Origin of the sequence: Streptomyces sp. NBC_01549 (assembly GCF_026339955.1) — a bacterium.
Taxonomy (GTDB): domain Bacteria; phylum Actinomycetota; class Actinomycetes; order Streptomycetales; family Streptomycetaceae; genus Streptomyces.
In genome coordinates, this window is the sequence record NZ_JAPEPW010000001.1 from 7,135,207 (window position 1) to 7,150,925 (window position 15,719).

The window sequence follows — 15,719 nt, forward strand, 5'->3', positions numbered from 1 at the left end:
ACAAAATCGTCCGAGGGGCGAACGGTTCGTCCCAGTGGCGAGGGGGGAACACGTGGCGGGCAGGCTCAAACAGCCGACCGGCCGTTACGGAGGCAGGACCGCCGCGGAACGACAGGCCGAGCGGCGCTCGCGCTTTCTGACCGCCGCGCTCCAACTCTTCGGCGACAGCCCGGGGTTCAGATCCACGACCATCGCGGCGCTGAGCGAGGCGGCGGGACTGTCGACGCGTCAGTTCTACGAGGAGTTCCGCACCCTCGAGGACGTGCTGGCCGCCCTCCACCTCCAGGTCAACGACTGGGCCGAGGAGGCCGCCCTCGCCGCCCTCGCCGACGCACAGGACCTGCCGCTCGCCGAGCGCGCCACCGCGATCTTCCGCGCCTATGCCGCGAACGTGACGGCGGACCCGCGCCGCATTCGTATCACCTTCGTCGAAATCATCGGCGTCAGCCCGCGCATGGAGGAGCAGCGGCTCGCCCGCCGGGCCCGCTGGGTCGACTTCATCTGCGCCGAGGCGAACGCGGCCGCCGCCCGCGGTGAGGCGGTGCCGCGCGACTACCGGATCGCGGCCGCCGCCTTCATCGGCAGCGTCAACGGCCTGCTGCACGACTGGCGCGCCGGCTGGGTGGACGCGACGCTCGACGAGGTGGTCGAGGAACTGGTCCGTCAACTGCTGGGGATCCTGCGACCCGCGGGGTGGTGCCCGGAGCCTCCGTGACGTGACCTCGCCGTGGGTGCCGGCCGAGGGTCGAGGTGTCCTCGAACCCGGCGGTGAGTCCCTGGAGATCCGCCGCCGGGCTCGGGACCGCGCGCCGTTCTCGTTCCCACGGCGTGGTGAGGCCGCCTTCGCGCGAGGCCGGCCCTGCCGGCGGCTCGCGACCGCCGTGGGCTTGCGCGGTCCGAGGGCCCAGGGGTGGTGGGGAGATGTGAACACGGTTGCTCCCTGGGCACCGTCCGTCCTGCGGAGGTAGGACGACGGACACGGGGAGACTCCCCTCGCGGCCGCCGGCCCGCCGGTGCGGTGGGACTCACGGTCGGCATCCCGCGGGTCGGCGGGCAAGGAACCGGCCTTGGCTGGGATATCGACGCGGAGATGGCGACCACGCTGGAAAGACTCGCCCCTCAGGCCGGCGCGGTGCGGGCCGCGGTCATGGAACTCGTACGGAACCGCGAGTTCAAGTACCCGCTCTCGGTGTTGCCGCTGATCGTGCACGCGGTGGAGACGGGCGCGCCCGAACCGGCCGTGCCGCTGGCTGTCGTGCATGAGCTGTGGTGGACCTCGGCGTGTCATCTCGACGACCTGGCCGACGGGCAGAGCGCCCACCTCGCCGGTGGCCTCGGCCGAGCCGAGGCGCTGCTCGCCGCGGTTGTCAGTGGAAGTCCACTCCCTCTTCTCGTCGTCCAGTCGCAGGCGGTCCCGGAATCGGCGCGCGCGACTCGGTGGTCACGCCTACCGAGGGAAGTCCGGTGCCCTCGAGGTGTCTTCCCCCCGCTCCGCCGAGCGTGTCCTGAGGTTGCACGCCGACGCGAGGGATTCTTATGACGCCCGAGCGGAACTCGTCGACGCCCTTCTGGCACCTGTCGTTCTTGGTCGGTACGAGGACGGCATCAACAAGTTCCGCGGCGAAGCGCACCGCATTCTGGATGAACTGAGCTGTGAATAGCCCTACTTGTCGGTGATGCGGAATCTGGTGGACGACTCGTCGAGGATGCTTCTGCGCGCCGGCCTCGCTCCCGAGGTCACTGGCGGCTGAACGAGACGACGGTCATCAGGGCGAGAGCGGTACCGAGGAGGAACCCGGCACACAGGCGTCGACGCAGGGCGTGGTACGTCGCCTCGTATTCGGCGCGCAGTTCCCGGCCGCGTCGTGCCGTCCGTTCCCAGGAGCGGCGGGTGAGGGCCAGGTAGGTGTCCGTGAAGCGTTCCTCGAGCTCCTCGCGTTGGGTGTCCGTCAGCCACGCCAGGGAACGGCTGAGACGAGCCGCTTCCGTCCGGCCCTCGGCCTTGGTGGCCTCGATGAGCAGATGGCCCTCCAGTTCGTTGATGAGTGCCCGCGGGGCCGGCGGGCGGTCGTCCATGGTCGTCACCGCAGTTCCTTCTGGGGCGTCTCCAGCTGTGCGGCCGCGGCCGTGATCTCCGGGTGGTGCAGGTCGAAGGCGGGGGACTCGCTGCGGATGCGCGGCAGGGTGAGGAAGTTGTGGCGCGGCGGCGGGCAGGAGGTCGCCCACTCCAGTGAGCGGCCGTAGCCCCACGGGTCGTCGGCCTCGACCTTCTCGCCGTACTTGGCGGTCTTCCAGATGTTGTAGAAGAACGGCAGCAGGGAACTGCCGAGGAGGAAGGAGAAGATGGTCGAGAGGGTGTTGAGGGTGGTCAGGCCCTCCACCGCCAGGTAGTCGGGAATACGGCGCTGCATACCGTTCGCACCCAGCCAGTGCTGCACCAGGAAGGTGCCGTGGAATCCGACGAACAGCGTCCAGAAGGTGATCTTTCCGAGGCGCTCGTCGAGCATCTTGCCGGTGAACTTCGGCCACCAGAAGTGGAATCCGGAGAACATCGCGAACACGACCGTACCGAAGATCACGTAGTGGAAGTGCGCCACCACGAAGTACGAGTCCGAGACGGGAAAGTCCATCGGCGGCGAGGCGAGCATCACACCGGTCAGACCACCGAAGACGAAGGTGATCAGGAAGCCGGTGGCCCACAGCATCGGGGTCTCGAAACTCAGCGACCCCTTCCACATCGTTCCGATCCAGTTGAAGAACTTCACACCCGTCGGTACCGCGATCAGGAACGTCATGAAGGAGAAGAACGGGAGCAGTACGCCACCGGTGACGTACATGTGGTGCGCCCACACGGTCACGGACAGACCGGCGATCGAGATCGTCGCGGCGATCAGGCCCATGTAGCCGAACATCGGCTTGCGGGAGAACACCGGGATGACTTCGGAAATGATGCCGAAGAACGGCAGCGCGATGATGTAGACCTCCGGATGGCCGAAGAACCAGAAGAGGTGCTGCCAGAGCAGGGCCCCGCCATTGGCGGCGTCAAATACGTGGGCACCGAATTTTCGGTCCGCCTCCAGCGCGAACAGCGCCGCCGCCAGCACGGGGAAGGCCAGCAGCACCAGCACACCCGTGAGCAGCACGTTCCACACGAAGATCGGCATGCGGAACATCGTCATGCCGGGGGCGCGCATACAGATGATGGTGGTGATGAAGTTGACCGAGCCGAGGATCGTGCCGAAACCGGAGAGAGCCAGCCCCATGATCCACATGTCGGCGCCGACACCCGGTGAGCGGACCGCGTCCGACAGCGGCGCGTACGCGAACCAGCCGAAGTCGGCCGCGCCCTGAGGCGTCAGAAAACCGCCCACGGCGATCAGCGAGCCGAGGAGATAGAGCCAGTACGCCAGCATGTTCAGCCGCGGGAACGCCACGTCGGGCGCGCCGATCTGCAGCGGCATGATCCAGTTCGCGAAACCGGCGAACAGCGGCGTCGCGAACATCAGCAGCATGATCGTGCCGTGCATCGTGAACGCCTGGTTGAACTGCTCGTTCGACATGATCTGCAGCCCAGGCCGGGCGAGCTCGGCGCGCATCAGCAGCGCCATCACCCCGCCGACGCAGAAGAAGCCGAACGCCGTGACCAGATACAGCGTGCCGATCGTCTTGTGATCCGTGGTGGTCAGCCACTTCACCGCGGCGAATCCAGGACGCCGCGCACGCGTGGGAAGGGCTGCGGGCGGCGTCGTGACTGTGGTGCTTTCCATGCCCCGCCTGTGTCCGGCGCCGGGCCCGCTGTCACACTTGAGTGAAGCGACGAGCGTCACACCGACACCTGTGACGATCGCGCACCTGCCGGACACATAGGGACTATGAGCAACGACGAGACCTTCGCCGCTGCCTATCGCGAGCACTACTGGGCGGTCAGCCGCTATGTGGCGAGGCGACTGGACGGCCGGAGCAGTGATGTCGAGGAGGTGGTGGCGGAGGTCTTCACCGTCGCCTGGCGGCGCCGGTCCGACCTTCCGCCGTCCCCGCTTCCCTGGTTGTACGGGGTGGCACGCCACTGCCTGGCCAACGCCGTACGCGGCTACGGGCGCCGCCGCAGGCTCCTCGACCGGCTCGGCAACGACGAGAGCGCGCACGGCAGACAGATCGTCGACAGCCCCGACTCCACGTCGCCGGGCGACTGGGTGCACGAGGCCCTGGCCCGGCTCTCTCCGGCCGACCAGGAGGTACTGCGCCTGACGGCCTGGGAGGAACTCGGCGTCGACGAGGTCGCCGTCGCCCTCGGCTGTGGCACCCGCGCCGCGACCATGCGCCTGCACCGCGCCCGCCGCCGGCTCAGAGCCGAGATCGACCGTATGCACGTCACCGTGGCCGCCGGCACCGCCCCTCCCGGCCGCGACACCTCGAAGGAGCACGGCCATGGCTGACGAACTCGACATCCTGCGCCGCGCCAACCCGGTGACCGCCGCCGACCCCCGCTTCCACGACCGCCCCCTGGACCAGCACGCGGAGCGCCGCCTCAACCGACTGCTGCACGGCGAACGGGACAGCGGGCGCCCCCGCCCGCTGCGCCGCTGGGTCTGGAGCGTTGCTGCCACGGCCGCCGTCGGTGTCGTCGTCCTGACGCTCACGCTGTCGGGATCGACCACGACCCCGGCCGTGGCCGCACCCCGCCCGCTGATGGTCGACGCGGGTTCCACCCCCGTACCCCTCGACCGGCTCGCCGACGCGGTGGCGGCGTCCGGCAGCTCGCTGCGGCTCGTCCAGGGCACCCACGTACAGACCTGGAGCATGGGCCTGGGGCCCGGGGCGCGGCCGCCGATCACCGTCCCCGTGGAGCGCGTGGTCCGCTGGAAGGCCGACGGCAGCAGCAGCGAACTCGTCGTGGCGACCGACCCCCGCCACCCGGGCAGGCCGGTCCTCACCGACGACGACCCCGTCCGCACGGTCGAGGACGGGCACGTCCTCAGCAGGCGGACCTTCCCGCCCAGTTGGAGCGACGCCCCGCCGATGGCGCGGCCGCCGCACGACGCCGAGCGGCTGCGCTCCTACCTCGAGGAGATCGACCGCAGGGGGGCGATGGACACCTCCGGACTCCTCGACGCCGTCGGCGAGCTGCTGGGCAACTGGACGCTCGGCACCCGCGAGGACGCCGCGCTCCTCCGCGTCCTCGCCGACGCGAAGGGGCTGCGCCCGGCCGGAGCGGTCACCGACCGGCTGGGCAGGCAGGGGCAGGCGTACGTGTACGACGACGCCACGCACTTCGTGCGACGGATGCTGATCCTCGACCCGGGGAGCGGCGCCGTACTCGGGATCGAGGACACCGTCACCAAGGACGATCCCGAGTTTGGCGTCAAGGCCGGGGACGTGATGTCGTACAGCGCGTGGATGCGCTGAGCGGCCCCGAAGCCCGGTGAGCGGACCCGAAACGCCGCAAGCGAAGTCGAAACGCCCTACCGGAGGCCGAGTTGGCGCTCGGCCCCGGTCACGGTCTGCTCCAGCAGGACCGCGATCGTCATCGGGCCGACACCGCCCGGCACCGGCGTGATCAACCGGGCCCGCTCGCGGGCGGTGTCGAAGTCGACGTCGCCGACGTTCCCGGGGTTGTAGCCCGCGTCGATCACGACGGCTCCCGGCTTGATGTCCTCGCCGCGGATCAGCCGGGGCCGGCCCACGGCGGCCACCACGATGTCCGCCTCGCGCACGACCGAGGAGAGACCGGTCGTCCGCGAGTGGCAGTAGGTCACCGTCGCGTCGCGGCCGAGCAGCAGCATCCCGACCGGCTTGCCGAGGATCGCGCTGCGCCCCACCACGACGGCGCGCCTGCCGGCCGGGTCGACGTCGTACTCGTCGAGGAGTCGCATGATGCCGCCCGGGGTGCAGGACACGAAGCCCGGCAGCCCGAAGCTCATCGCCGAGTACGAGCTCAGCGTCACCCCGTCGACGTCCTTCTCCGGCGCGATGGCCTCGAACGCCGCGCGCTCGTCGATGTGCGGCCCGACGGGGTGCTGGAGCAGGATGCCGTGCACGGCCGGGTCGCCCGACAGAGCCTTGAGCGTGTCGACCAGCTCGGCCGTGGTGGTGTCGGCGGGCAGGGCGACGTGCCGGGACTCGATGCCGGCCTTGCGGCTGCGGTTCTGCTTCATCCGGACGTAGGTGACCGAGGCGGGATCCTCGCCGACCAGCACCGTCGCGAGACACGGTGCCGTCCCCGTGCGCCCGGTGAGTTCGGCCGCGCGCTTGGCGGTCTCCTCGACGATGCGGCGCGCGAGACCCGCGCCGTCCATGAGCTGGGCCTGGGACATGAGCTACTCCTGAGCGTCGCCGACACAATCGCCCAGGCGCGCGGCAAAGACCCGTTCGTCAGGCCGCTCCCCGGTGGTATTCCACCTCAGCGCCAGTCACGGCCCGCGACCAGGGTAGCCCGTCCGATCAGCGGCCCGACTCGGCGGCAGCGGCCGCGTCGAGTGGGAGCGCCGCACGTTCCCAGCGACCGCAGATCCTCAACTCCCTTGCTGTGGCGCTGAGTTCGTCGCGCGATACGGCCGTGCCAAGGGTAACTGCGGTGTTCGTCAGGGCAGCGAAATCAGTCATCAGGAAAACCATCCACAAGAAAACCGTTTACGGAGAGGCGCATGGAAGACGTGAAGGCGGGAGAGGTGAAGGCCGTGCACGGGCAGGCCTCGGCGACGGACTCGGTCGACCGCCACGTCGCGGTCTGGGCGAAGGAACTCGACTGGATGGACCCGGTCAAGGAGGAGATCTTCGTCAGGCTCGCGATCCTGGCTCGGCGGGCGGCTCAGGCCCGCCGGGACATGCTCGACTCCGACGGGCTGCAGCACTGGCAGTTCAAGGTGCTGCTGATGCTGCGCAGACTCGGGCCGCCCTACGCGGCGAGCCCCTCGCAGCTCGCCGACATGCTCGGGCTGACCCGCGGCGCCCTGTCGGCGCGGCTCGGTCCGCTGGAAGGGGTGGGGCTGATCGCGCGTACGCACCACACGGCCGACCGGCGTCGCGTGGAGGTGCGGCTCACCGATGCCGGATACGCCGCATTCGAACAGCAGGCGGTGTCGGAGGACCGGGGTGAGAACGCACTGCTCTCAGTGCTGACCCCAGCAGAGAAGCGGACGCTCGCAGACCTGCTGCGGAAACTGGTCGTGGCAGCCGACGCCGCTGCGGGCGCGAGCGGCCCATCGCGGCCTTCGCCGAGAAGGTCCAGGTCAGGCGAGAGTTGATCTGGACCTTCGGCCAGTTCCTTCCTACTCGTCCCATGCCTGCAGCAGCGTGTGTTCGACGATCTTGCCGTCGCGCAGCGAGACCATCGAGCTGGCCAGTACCCGCACGCCGTCCGGGTACTGGCAGGACTCGGTGAACGCGACGTGGTCGCCCTGGACGACACACTCTTCCAACTTGTGTGTCATGTCGCGGCTGTACACGTCGTTGAGCATCTCGGCGATCTCGCGTCGACCGTGTTTGACCATCGGGTGACTTGGCTGGGTATTGCGGTCGACGATGGTCATTTCCGCGTCGTCCGCGTAGAGCGACAGGAGATCCGCCGCATTGTGTCCTTCTATGCCCCGGCGTAGCGCTTCGGTGTCGAAGGCGGGGCCTGCCATGGTGCCCATGTCGACCTCCTTGGAAGGCCGCGGTCCGCCACCGAGGGGACCGCGAAGGGCCTCTCTACCGAGAGTGCTCTGCCCCACCGTTCACGGCAAGCCCAGCCGGTGCGATGCGCCTCTCGGGTGAGGAGCGGGGGACAGCCGTGACCGTGCGCCGTCCGGGACTGTTGCTGCAAGCATGATCTCAACACGACGTATGGTCGCCGCCGTTGGTCTCGCCGTCGGCGTCACGGGCCTTGCCGCGCCGATGGCGTCCGCGGCCGCCACCGAGGCTCCGGCCGCGGGGAAGCTGAACCCGATGACCCAGCTCGACGCGCTCGCCGCCAGTGGCATCCCCGCGGAGCACCAGGCCGACATCCCGCGGGTCGCCGACCAGCTGGCCGGACTCAACCGCCTGAACGACCTCAACCAGTTGCACCAGGTCACCGACCTGGTCGCCCCTGTCACCGGACTCCTCCCGGGCCTCCAGGCCTAGCACTGGCCTAAGGCCTGTCTTCTGGATCAGGCCTGGGCGTGTCCCAGCCCGTGTCCGCCCCCGGCATCCCGTGCCGGGGGCATGCGTGCATGGCGGGGGTCGAGTGAAGGAAACTTCGTATGGAGAACGCGCGACGGTCCGCCCGCCTCAGCCGGCCGTCGCGAGGAACTGGGTCGCGGCCAGCTCCGCGTAGAGGGGGTCCCCGGCCACCAGTTCCCGATGGGTGCCCACGGCGCGTACGCGGCCCGCGTCCATGACGACGATACGGTCGGCCATCGTCACGGTGGACAGCCGGTGCGCGACCACCAGGACCGTGGTCGTACGGGCCACATCGGCGACCGTGTCGCGCAGCGCGGCCTCGTTCACCGCGTCGAGCTGTGAGGTCGCCTCGTCCAGGAGCAGCAGGCGGGGGTGGCGCAGCAGCGCGCGGGCGATCGCGACGCGCTGGCGTTCACCGCCGGACAGCCTCGTGCCACGGTGCCCGACGAGCGTGTCCAGGCCGCGCGGCAGCCGGGCGACCAGCCCGTCGAGCCGGGTCGTCTTCAGCACACGGGTGACGTCGGCGTCGTCGGCCTCCGGATTGCCGAGGAGCAGGTTCTCGCGCAGGGAGCCGGACAGGACCGGGGCGTCCTGCTCCACGTACCCGATGGCCGACCGGAGCCGGGGCAGGTCCCATTCCTCCAGCGGGCGGCCGTCGACCGTGATGACGCCCGCCTCGGGGTCGTAGAACCGCTCGATCAACGAGAACACGGTGGTCTTGCCCGCGCCGGAGGGGCCGACGAACGCGGTCATGCCGCGGGCCGGGACGGCGAAGGTCACGCCGTGGTGGACGTACGGCAGGTCGTCGGCGTACCGGAAGCGGACGTCGTCGAAGGCGAGTGCGGCCGGTGTGGAGCCGGGGGCCGGCAGCGGCGCGGGCAGGGCGTCCGGTTCGGCGGGCAGCCGCAGCGCCTCCTGGATGCGGGCGAGCGCGGCGGCGCCGGTCTGGTACTGGGTGATCGCGCCGACGACCTGCTGGATCGGCGACATGAGATAGAAGACGTAGAGGAGGAAGGCGACCAGCGTGCCGACGTCGATCGCGCCGGTCGCGACCCGCGCGCCGCCCACCGCCAGGACCGTGATGAAGGCGATCTGCATCGCCAGTCCGGCCGTGTTGCCCGCGGCCGCCGACCACTTGGCGGCCCGTACGCTCTGCCGCCATGACTCCTCGGCCGCCGCGTGGATGGTCTGCTCCTCCCGGTGCTCGGCACCCGACGCCTTGACCGTGCGCAGCGCGCCGAGGATCCGCTCCAGCGAGGCGCCCATCACGCCCACGGCGTCCTGCGCCTGCTTGGTGGCGCGGTTGATGCGCGGCACGATCACGCCGAGCACCGTCCCCGCACACAAAATCACCCCCAGAGTGACGCCGAGCAGCACCACGTCGACCAGGCCCATCATCACCACCGTCGCCACCAGGGTGAGACCACCGGTGCCGATGCCCACGAGCGAATCGGTGGTGACCTCGCGCAGCAGCGTCGTGTCGGAGGTAATACGGGCCATCAGGTCGCCCGGTTCACTGCGGTCCACCGCCGGTATCCGCAGCCGCAGCAGATACGAGGAAAGAGCGCGCCGCGCGCCGAGCACCACCGACTCGGCGGTACGCCGCAGTACGTACGAACCCAGGGCCCCCACCGCGGCGTTGGTGACCACCAGTGCCGCCATGCCGATGAGCGCCCGCCCGATCGGCCGGTCGTGCGACAGGTCGGTGATGAGCCCCCGCGCCACCAGCGGCAGCACCAGGCCGGTGGCGCCGGTCGTCAGCGCCAGCAACGCGCCTGCCAGCAGTGCCCATCGATGCGGTCGTACGTACCCGAGAAGCAGCCGCCAGGCGGGCGGTCCGGCGTGCGGCTCAGCGATGCTCACGGTGCTCCTAGCGGGAGTTCGGTGCGGGGCGTTCAGGCTACGTCGGCGCGGCCCCCGGACGGGAACGGGTCGCCCGCTGCGCAGGGCGTCCGCGTCGCGGACCATGGCGAGCGTCAGCGGGGCCCGTCCCGTTCCGGCAGACGGTCGTCGAGCACGCGGACCGGTACTTCGCCCGGGCCCGGTTCGCAGTACGTCGCGTTTTCGGAGCAATCTCCAGTGCCTTTACGGAACCGTACTTGTTCGACCCGTTGACACTTCGAGCCCTGCCTACTTAGAGTCACACCATCGTTCCGAACGTGTGACGACATTTCGAACGGTTGAAAGGCAACTTCTTTGCGCATCACCGGAGTCGGTACACACGTGGACGTAACGTCGCCGCTCAACCTGACGTACTTTCAGACACTCGTCGGCGACGGGATCGTGATCATGAGCGTCGGCAAAACCCGGAAGCCTGGGGCGGGCCGGCGCACCCATCGGCGATCTGTGAGGCACCAAGGCTCCTGAGCACCGACCTCGCCCATGCGATCGACGGCTTGACCAGCCGTCACATCATCTAGATGCATGGGCAGTTCACTCCCGTGGAGATGCGCACCCAAGACCCTGACGACCTCGGCGGCCATGTGCGGATCCACAAGGTCGCCGAGCTGATCCGCCGCGGCGCACCGCTCCACCTGAAGGTCACGCTGTCCAGGGCGGCCGAGATCCACCCGTACGTCACCATCCGCGGGTACCTGAGCCTGGACACGGCACAGCACGGCCGGCTCGCGCTCGCCCCGCTCGCCGGCTGCCCGGCCCGCTCCACCGCCACTTCCCCACAGACATCAGATACGCCGTCACCTTTCTCGACGACGAGAAGAACAAGGAACGATCACCATGCACAACCGCAGAACCGTCCTCGCCGCCATTGTCGGAGCTGCCTCCTCCGCCCTCACCCTGTCCGCCTGCGGCGGCGAGAGCAGCACGGGCAGCTCCAAGGGCGGCACCATCGGCATCGCCATGCCGACCCAGGCCTCCGAGCGCTGGATCACCGACGGCAAGAGCATCGTGAAGAACCTGCAGGGCAATGGGTACAAGGCCAAGCTGGTCTACGGCGAGAACGAGCCGGCAACCCAGGTCTCCCAGATCGAGAACCTGATCACGCAGGGCGTCAGTGCACTGATCATCGCGGCCATCGACAACACGTCGCTGACCAAAGTGCTCCAGCAGGCGGCCGACGCCAAGATCCCGGTGATCTCCTACGACCGGCTCATCCTCGGCACCAAGAACGTGACCTACTACGCCTCCTTCGACAACGAGCAGGTCGGCCGGCTCCAGGCCCGCTACATCATCGACCAGCTCGGCCTGGAGAAGGGCAAGGGCCCGTTCAACATCGAGCTGTTCGCCGGCTCCGCCGACGACAACAACACCAAGTACTTCTTCAGCGGCGCGTTGCACCTCCTGCAGCCGTTCCTGGACAGCAAGCAGCTGGTCGTCCAGTCCGGTCAGACCGCGCTCAAGCAGATCACGACCCTGCGCTGGGACGGCGCCACCGCGCAGAAGCGCATGAACTCCATCCTCGCCACGACGTACAAGAGCAGGACGGTCGACGCGGTCCTGTCGCCGTACGACGGCATCTCCATCGGCGTCCTGGCAGCGCTTAGGGCGTACAACTACGGGTCCGTCAGCAAGCCCCTTCCGGTCATCACGGGGCAGGACGCCGAACTGGCCTCGGTGAAGTCGATCATCGCGGGTCAGCAGTCGCAGACCGTCTACAAGGACAGCCGCCAGCTCGCCGAGGTCGCCGCGAGCATGGTCGACGACGTGCTCAACGGCAGGAAGCCGCAGCTCAACGACACCAGGACCTATGACAACGGTGCCAAGGTCGTGCCCGCCTACCTGCTGCAGCCCATCAGCGTCGACAAGACCAACTACGACAGCGTTCTGGTCGCGACCGGCTACTACACCGACGCCGAGCTCAAGTAGCCGTACGACACCGGCGGAACGGTACGAGTAGAGCCCCCGTCATCCGGCGGCTCTACTGTTCGGTGAGGCCCTCGGTCGTGATGAACTCGATGGCCGGGTGGGGCATAGATCCGAACGGGTTGGCGTCCGCCGGAGCGGGAGGCGAGCACGTCGTGCCGGCGGGCGTCGTCGCGCGGTGTGCCCTCCCGGGCACGCGTCGGCCGTCGAGCCACACCAGGTGGGCAGGACCTCGGGCGCATGCGGCGCGATCCGCTCCGGATGCGGCCCCTGGAGGGGCGGATACGTGGGCGCACCATGTCTTTCGCCCACCAGGCGGCATCGCGGCAAGGGAGCCGCTGCGCCGTCCACATGTACGCCGCGGCCGCCACCGGCGTGCTCCGACGGCGTGCGCCCAGGGCGTGAAGCCTCTCTCATGCGCTCGTGCCAATCGGCCGACGACCCCGCTATGTTCGGACAGGGCGGGGAGAGACGTCACCAGCCGGCGCGCTGAGACCCCCACCCGAGGGGGATCAGATGAACCTGGATGAAGTCCCGTACGAGCGCCGCACGTTGTTGGCCGTTGACGCGGGCAGTTCCTTGAAGGACATGACCGGAACGGACTGGGCGGTTGCCGGCGTCTCGGCACTGGTGCCGGTCGTCGGCTTTACCATCGCCGGCTGGCAATGGCGTCGCAGACGAGCTCTCGGTATCACCCTGGTCACGGTGCAGGCGGCGAGGGTCTTCACGTTCCCAGTCGGACACCCGGTGAGCGGAGCGGTCTACGCGGCCCATCCGCACCAACACGACAGCTACTACCCTCTGCACGATGTCCATAGTCATCTGCTCCGCGCCCGGGTGGAGGAGCTGACGGTCCTCCTTCGGTCGGCCGGTGCCGGTTTCATCGAGATCGAAGCCGCGGACGCTGTCAGCGAGCATGAGCTACGCCTGGCGTTGGGACTGCCCCTTGTGACGGATACGGGCATTCCCCTTGGTCAGGGAACGGCGGAGACCGCCCTTTCCTGGAAGACGCATGCTCATGCCACGTATCGGTGGCAGAGTGTCGGCCCGGTGCAGCGGGACGAGGAAGCCGATCCGTTGGCGCACCCCCTCCTGGCGACCGAGCCGGTGATTCGCGACATGGTGAGGACGCTGGTGGACGACACGATGGCGCAGGCCTCGGCAGTCCTGGAGTCGACCAAGGACTTCGGATTCACGCCAGGGCTGGCGGCCACCGTGCAGCAGCAGGGGTTTCAACTGGGAGGCGCCTTCCGTCGGCACACCTCCAGCCGACTGGTCCTACGCGTCGCACGTGACCCGGGTGGATTCGACGACGACAGGTCCTAGTGCCGTGGCAGGCAACGTTTGCCCGGCAAGGAGCGGCGTCCGGTGCGTGCTCTCGGCGTGCCGGCCGGAAGTCCTCGTACTGGACGTACTTGGGCTTTCGGCCGGTGCGGCGAGAGGGCGTGCCGGGCGTCGCGACGGGGCGAACGTTGTCTGTCGCGGCACTAGCCGCCGTAGTTGCCGCGGAGGGGCTCTCGCTGCGCGCGTGTCTCACCCGTCTCGCCGACACGCCGCTGACTCCGGCCGAGCGGGTCGAAAAGAGGGGTCGGCACCATGGTGCCGACCCCTCACACATCAGTAGCGGGGACAGGATTTGAACCTGCGACCTCTGGGTTATGAGCCCAGCGAGCTACCGAGCTGCTCCACCCCGCGTCGGATGCCTTTACCCTACGCCAATTATTCGGGCCTCGAGACCACGATCGGACGCCGGCCGCAGAGGCGGGCCGGCGGCCGGCCCGTGACCGCCTGCTCGGTACGGCATCCCCGAGCGTCTCCCCGCTGTGCGCGGTCTCCGTCCCGCCTCCGGACCTCTCACCCTGGTCCTGACCGCCCGAGCCCTGCCATCCGACTTCCTCAGGCGCACCTGGACCGAGGCGCCCGCACGCCACCTGGCGTTCTACCGGTCGGTTACCGGCGGGTCACACCGTAGGGTCGGTTGACGAACGTCGATCTACGGAAGGGTTCACCACCATGGCGCAGGAAGTACGTGGCGTGATCGCCCCGGGCAAGAACGAACCGGTGCGCGTCGAGACCATCGTCGTGCCGGATCCGGGGCCTGGAGAGGCCGTCGTGAAGATCCAGGCGTGCGGGGTCTGCCACACCGACCTGCACTACAAGCAGGGCGGCATCAACGACGACTTCCCCTTCCTGCTCGGCCACGAGGCGTCCGGGATCGTGGAGTCGGTCGGCGACGGTGTCACGGACGTGGCTCCCGGCGACTTCGTGATCCTCAACTGGCGTGCGGTGTGCGGGCAGTGCCGCGCCTGTCTGCGCGGGCGGCCCTGGTACTGCTTCAACACGCACAACGCCAAGCAGAAGATGACGCTCAAGGACGGCACCGAACTGTCCCCGGCCCTGGGCATCGGAGCCTTCGCGGAGAAGACCCTGGTCGCCGCCGGACAGTGCACCAAGGTCGACCCCGCGGTCTCCCCGGCGGTCGCCGGGCTGCTCGGCTGCGGCGTGATGGCCGGCATCGGTGCCGCCATCAACACAGGCAACGTCGGCCGCGGGGACTCCGTCGCCGTCATCGGCTGCGGTGGCGTCGGCAACGCGGCGATCGCCGGAGCCCGGCTGGCCGGAGCGGCGAAGATCATCGCCGTCGACATCGACGACCGGAAGCTCACCACCGCGTCGAAGCTCGGCGCGACCCACACCGTCAACTCCAGCTCGACCGACCCCGTCGAGGCGATCCAGGAACTCACCGGCGGCTTCGGGGCCGACGTCGTCATCGACGCGGTCGGCCGCCCGGAGACGTACAAGCAGGCCTTCTACGCCCGCGACCTCGCCGGCACGGTCGTCCTCGTCGGCGTACCCACCCCCGAGATGAAGCTCGAACTGCCCCTGATCGACGTCTTCGGACGCGGCGGCGCCCTCAAGTCGTCCTGGTACGGCGACTGCCTGCCGTCCCGCGACTTCCCGATGCTCATCGACCTGCACCTCCAGGGGCGACTGGACCTGGGCGCGTTCGTGACCGAGACGATCGCCCTGGACGGGATCGAGGCCGCCTTCGAGCGGATGCACCACGGTGACGTGCTGCGTTCGGTGGTGGTGCTGTGATGGGAGCCAGGGTCGAACACCTCGTCACCTCGGGCACGTTCTCGCTCGACGGCGGCACCTGGGACGTCGAGAACAACGTGTGGATCGTCGGTGACGATCACGAGGCGATCGTCATCGACGCCGCGCACGACGCCGACGCCATCGCCGAGGCGGTGGGCGACCGGCGGCTGCTGGCCATCGTGTGCACCCACGCGCACAACGACCACATCGACGCCGCGCCCGCCCTCGCCGAGCGGACCGGCGCCACGATCTGGCTCCACCCCGACGATCTGCAGCTGTGGAAGCAGACCCACCCCGACCGGCTCCCCGACGCCTGGCTGCAGGACGGACAGGTGATCGAGGCGGCCGGCGCCGACCTGACCGTCCTGCACACGCCCGGCCACGCCCCGGGCGCGGTCTGCCTCTACGACCCGGGGCTGGGCACCGTCTTCACCGGCGACACGCTCTTCCAGGGCGGGCCCGGAGCGACCGGGCGCTCCTTCTCCCACTTCCCGACGATCGTCGAGTCGATCCGCGAGCGTCTGCTCACCCTCCCGGCCGACACGGTCGTCCGCACCGGGCACGGGGACTCGACCACGATCGGTGCCGAGGCCCCGCACCTGGAGGAGTGGATCGCGCGCGGCCACTGAGCGGGAAGCGGGACCACCGCGACACAC

At 69.3% G+C, this 15,719-nt stretch carries 15 protein-coding genes, 1 tRNA gene and 1 riboswitch; of the genes, 10 read left to right on the forward strand and 6 right to left on the reverse strand.

What is annotated here, in order from left to right:
• Nucleotides 1-52 precede the first annotated feature (52 nt).
• Together OG819_RS31875 and OG819_RS31880 are read left to right on the forward strand one after the other, a co-directional pair.
• Nucleotides 53-715: a TetR/AcrR family transcriptional regulator gene (locus OG819_RS31875; RefSeq protein ID WP_266418144.1), complete on the forward strand. Its 663-nt coding sequence runs from the start codon at nt 53-55 to the stop codon at nt 713-715.
• A 375-nt stretch (nt 716-1,090) separates the two neighbouring features.
• On the forward strand, nt 1,091-1,540 hold the full coding sequence (locus tag OG819_RS31880; protein WP_266652018.1) for a hypothetical protein: 450 nt from the start codon (nt 1,091-1,093) through the stop codon (nt 1,538-1,540).
• A gap of 197 nt (nt 1,541-1,737) precedes the next feature.
• Here OG819_RS31880 and OG819_RS31885 read toward each other — a convergent pair whose 3' ends face one another.
• Both OG819_RS31885 and ctaD read right to left on the reverse strand, forming a co-directional pair.
• Nucleotides 1,738-2,076, reverse strand: a complete 339-nt coding sequence (locus OG819_RS31885; protein WP_266652896.1) for a hypothetical protein — start codon at nt 2,074-2,076, stop codon at nt 1,738-1,740.
• 5 nt (nt 2,077-2,081) lie between these two features.
• Nucleotides 2,082-3,767 carry a cytochrome c oxidase subunit I gene (gene ctaD / locus OG819_RS31890; RefSeq protein ID WP_266652020.1) on the reverse strand — a complete coding sequence of 562 codons (1,686 nt, stop codon included), beginning with the start codon at nt 3,765-3,767 and terminating at the stop codon, nt 2,082-2,084.
• A gap of 105 nt (nt 3,768-3,872) precedes the next feature.
• Between ctaD and OG819_RS31895 the strand changes: the two genes are divergently transcribed.
• A complete protein-coding gene (locus OG819_RS31895; RefSeq protein WP_266621911.1) occupies nt 3,873-4,436 on the forward strand; it encodes an RNA polymerase sigma factor in 564 nt (187 codons plus the stop codon).
• Nucleotides 4,429-5,406: a CU044_5270 family protein gene (locus tag OG819_RS31900; RefSeq protein WP_266621909.1), complete on the forward strand. Its 978-nt coding sequence runs from the start codon at nt 4,429-4,431 to the stop codon at nt 5,404-5,406. Before OG819_RS31895 ends, OG819_RS31900 begins: the two co-directional genes overlap by 8 nt.
• A 56-nt stretch (nt 5,407-5,462) precedes the next feature.
• Here the strand turns inward: OG819_RS31900 and OG819_RS31905 are convergent, their stop codons facing one another.
• Nucleotides 5,463-6,314 (reverse strand): bifunctional 5,10-methylenetetrahydrofolate dehydrogenase/5,10-methenyltetrahydrofolate cyclohydrolase, encoded by an 852-nt coding sequence (locus OG819_RS31905; protein ID WP_266621908.1) that lies wholly within the window; start codon nt 6,312-6,314, stop codon nt 5,463-5,465.
• 23 nt (nt 6,315-6,337) lie between these two features.
• Nucleotides 6,338-6,424: riboswitch (ZMP/ZTP riboswitch) on the reverse strand.
• Nucleotides 6,425-6,644: 220 nt separating this feature from the next.
• Here OG819_RS31905 and OG819_RS31910 point away from each other — a divergent pair.
• Nucleotides 6,645-7,244 carry a MarR family transcriptional regulator gene (locus OG819_RS31910; protein WP_266652022.1) on the forward strand — a complete coding sequence of 200 codons (600 nt, stop codon included), beginning with the start codon at nt 6,645-6,647 and terminating at the stop codon, nt 7,242-7,244.
• Nucleotides 7,245-7,268: 24 nt separating this feature from the next.
• Here OG819_RS31910 and OG819_RS31915 read toward each other — a convergent pair whose 3' ends face one another.
• Nucleotides 7,269-7,634: a nuclear transport factor 2 family protein gene (locus OG819_RS31915; RefSeq protein ID WP_266418162.1), complete on the reverse strand. Its 366-nt coding sequence runs from the start codon at nt 7,632-7,634 to the stop codon at nt 7,269-7,271.
• Between the two features lie 172 nt (nt 7,635-7,806).
• Between OG819_RS31915 and OG819_RS31920 the strand changes: the two genes are divergently transcribed.
• Nucleotides 7,807-8,103, forward strand: coding sequence for a hypothetical protein (locus OG819_RS31920; protein ID WP_266652024.1), 297 nt, complete (start codon nt 7,807-7,809; stop codon nt 8,101-8,103).
• Between the two features lie 147 nt (nt 8,104-8,250).
• Here the strand turns inward: OG819_RS31920 and OG819_RS31925 are convergent, their stop codons facing one another.
• Nucleotides 8,251-10,005 (reverse strand): ABC transporter ATP-binding protein, encoded by a 1,755-nt coding sequence (locus OG819_RS31925; RefSeq protein ID WP_266621901.1) that lies wholly within the window; start codon nt 10,003-10,005, stop codon nt 8,251-8,253.
• Between the two features lie 873 nt (nt 10,006-10,878).
• Here OG819_RS31925 and chvE point away from each other — a divergent pair.
• Complete coding sequence (gene chvE / locus OG819_RS31930; RefSeq protein WP_266621899.1) at nt 10,879-11,967, forward strand: multiple monosaccharide ABC transporter substrate-binding protein; 1,089 nt, start codon at nt 10,879-10,881, stop codon at nt 11,965-11,967.
• A gap of 513 nt (nt 11,968-12,480) precedes the next feature.
• The gene (locus OG819_RS31935; RefSeq protein ID WP_266621896.1) at nt 12,481-13,290 is read left to right on the forward strand and encodes a hypothetical protein; all 810 of its coding nucleotides are present in this window, start codon (nt 12,481-12,483) and stop codon (nt 13,288-13,290) included.
• A 295-nt stretch (nt 13,291-13,585) separates the two neighbouring features.
• On the opposite strand, the gene OG819_RS31940 is transcribed toward OG819_RS31935, so the two are convergent.
• Nucleotides 13,586-13,659 (reverse strand) — tRNA-Met (locus tag OG819_RS31940).
• Between the two features lie 318 nt (nt 13,660-13,977).
• On the opposite strand from OG819_RS31940, the gene OG819_RS31945 reads away from it, so the two are divergent.
• Nucleotides 13,978-15,063, forward strand: coding sequence for an S-(hydroxymethyl)mycothiol dehydrogenase (locus OG819_RS31945; protein WP_266418170.1), 1,086 nt, complete (start codon nt 13,978-13,980; stop codon nt 15,061-15,063).
• Nucleotides 15,063-15,692 (forward strand): MBL fold metallo-hydrolase, encoded by a 630-nt coding sequence (locus OG819_RS31950; protein WP_266418172.1) that lies wholly within the window; start codon nt 15,063-15,065, stop codon nt 15,690-15,692. Before OG819_RS31945 ends, OG819_RS31950 begins: the two co-directional genes overlap by 1 nt.
• Nucleotides 15,693-15,719 lie beyond the last annotated feature (27 nt).

What these genes read in the sequence shown, in the direction of transcription:
- OG819_RS31900 (WP_266621909.1), top strand. Translation starts at nt 4,429, where the DNA reads ATGGCTGACGAACTCGACATCCTGCGCCGCGCCAACCCGGTGACCGCC.
- OG819_RS31885 (WP_266652896.1), bottom strand. Translation starts at nt 2,076, where the DNA reads ATGGACGACCGCCCGCCGGCCCCGCGGGCACTCATCAACGAACTGGAG.
- OG819_RS31895 (WP_266621911.1), top strand. Translation starts at nt 3,873, where the DNA reads ATGAGCAACGACGAGACCTTCGCCGCTGCCTATCGCGAGCACTACTGG.
- OG819_RS31945 (WP_266418170.1), top strand. Translation starts at nt 13,978, where the DNA reads ATGGCGCAGGAAGTACGTGGCGTGATCGCCCCGGGCAAGAACGAACCG.
- OG819_RS31920 (WP_266652024.1), top strand. Translation starts at nt 7,807, where the DNA reads ATGATCTCAACACGACGTATGGTCGCCGCCGTTGGTCTCGCCGTCGGC.
- ctaD (WP_266652020.1), bottom strand. Translation starts at nt 3,767, where the DNA reads ATGGAAAGCACCACAGTCACGACGCCGCCCGCAGCCCTTCCCACGCGT.
- OG819_RS31910 (WP_266652022.1), top strand. Translation starts at nt 6,645, where the DNA reads ATGGAAGACGTGAAGGCGGGAGAGGTGAAGGCCGTGCACGGGCAGGCC.
- OG819_RS31880 (WP_266652018.1), top strand. Translation starts at nt 1,091, where the DNA reads ATGGCGACCACGCTGGAAAGACTCGCCCCTCAGGCCGGCGCGGTGCGG.
- OG819_RS31950 (WP_266418172.1), top strand. Translation starts at nt 15,063, where the DNA reads ATGGGAGCCAGGGTCGAACACCTCGTCACCTCGGGCACGTTCTCGCTC.
- chvE (WP_266621899.1), top strand. Translation starts at nt 10,879, where the DNA reads ATGCACAACCGCAGAACCGTCCTCGCCGCCATTGTCGGAGCTGCCTCC.
- OG819_RS31915 (WP_266418162.1), bottom strand. Translation starts at nt 7,634, where the DNA reads ATGGGCACCATGGCAGGCCCCGCCTTCGACACCGAAGCGCTACGCCGG.
- OG819_RS31905 (WP_266621908.1), bottom strand. Translation starts at nt 6,314, where the DNA reads ATGTCCCAGGCCCAGCTCATGGACGGCGCGGGTCTCGCGCGCCGCATC.
- OG819_RS31935 (WP_266621896.1), top strand. Translation starts at nt 12,481, where the DNA reads ATGAACCTGGATGAAGTCCCGTACGAGCGCCGCACGTTGTTGGCCGTT.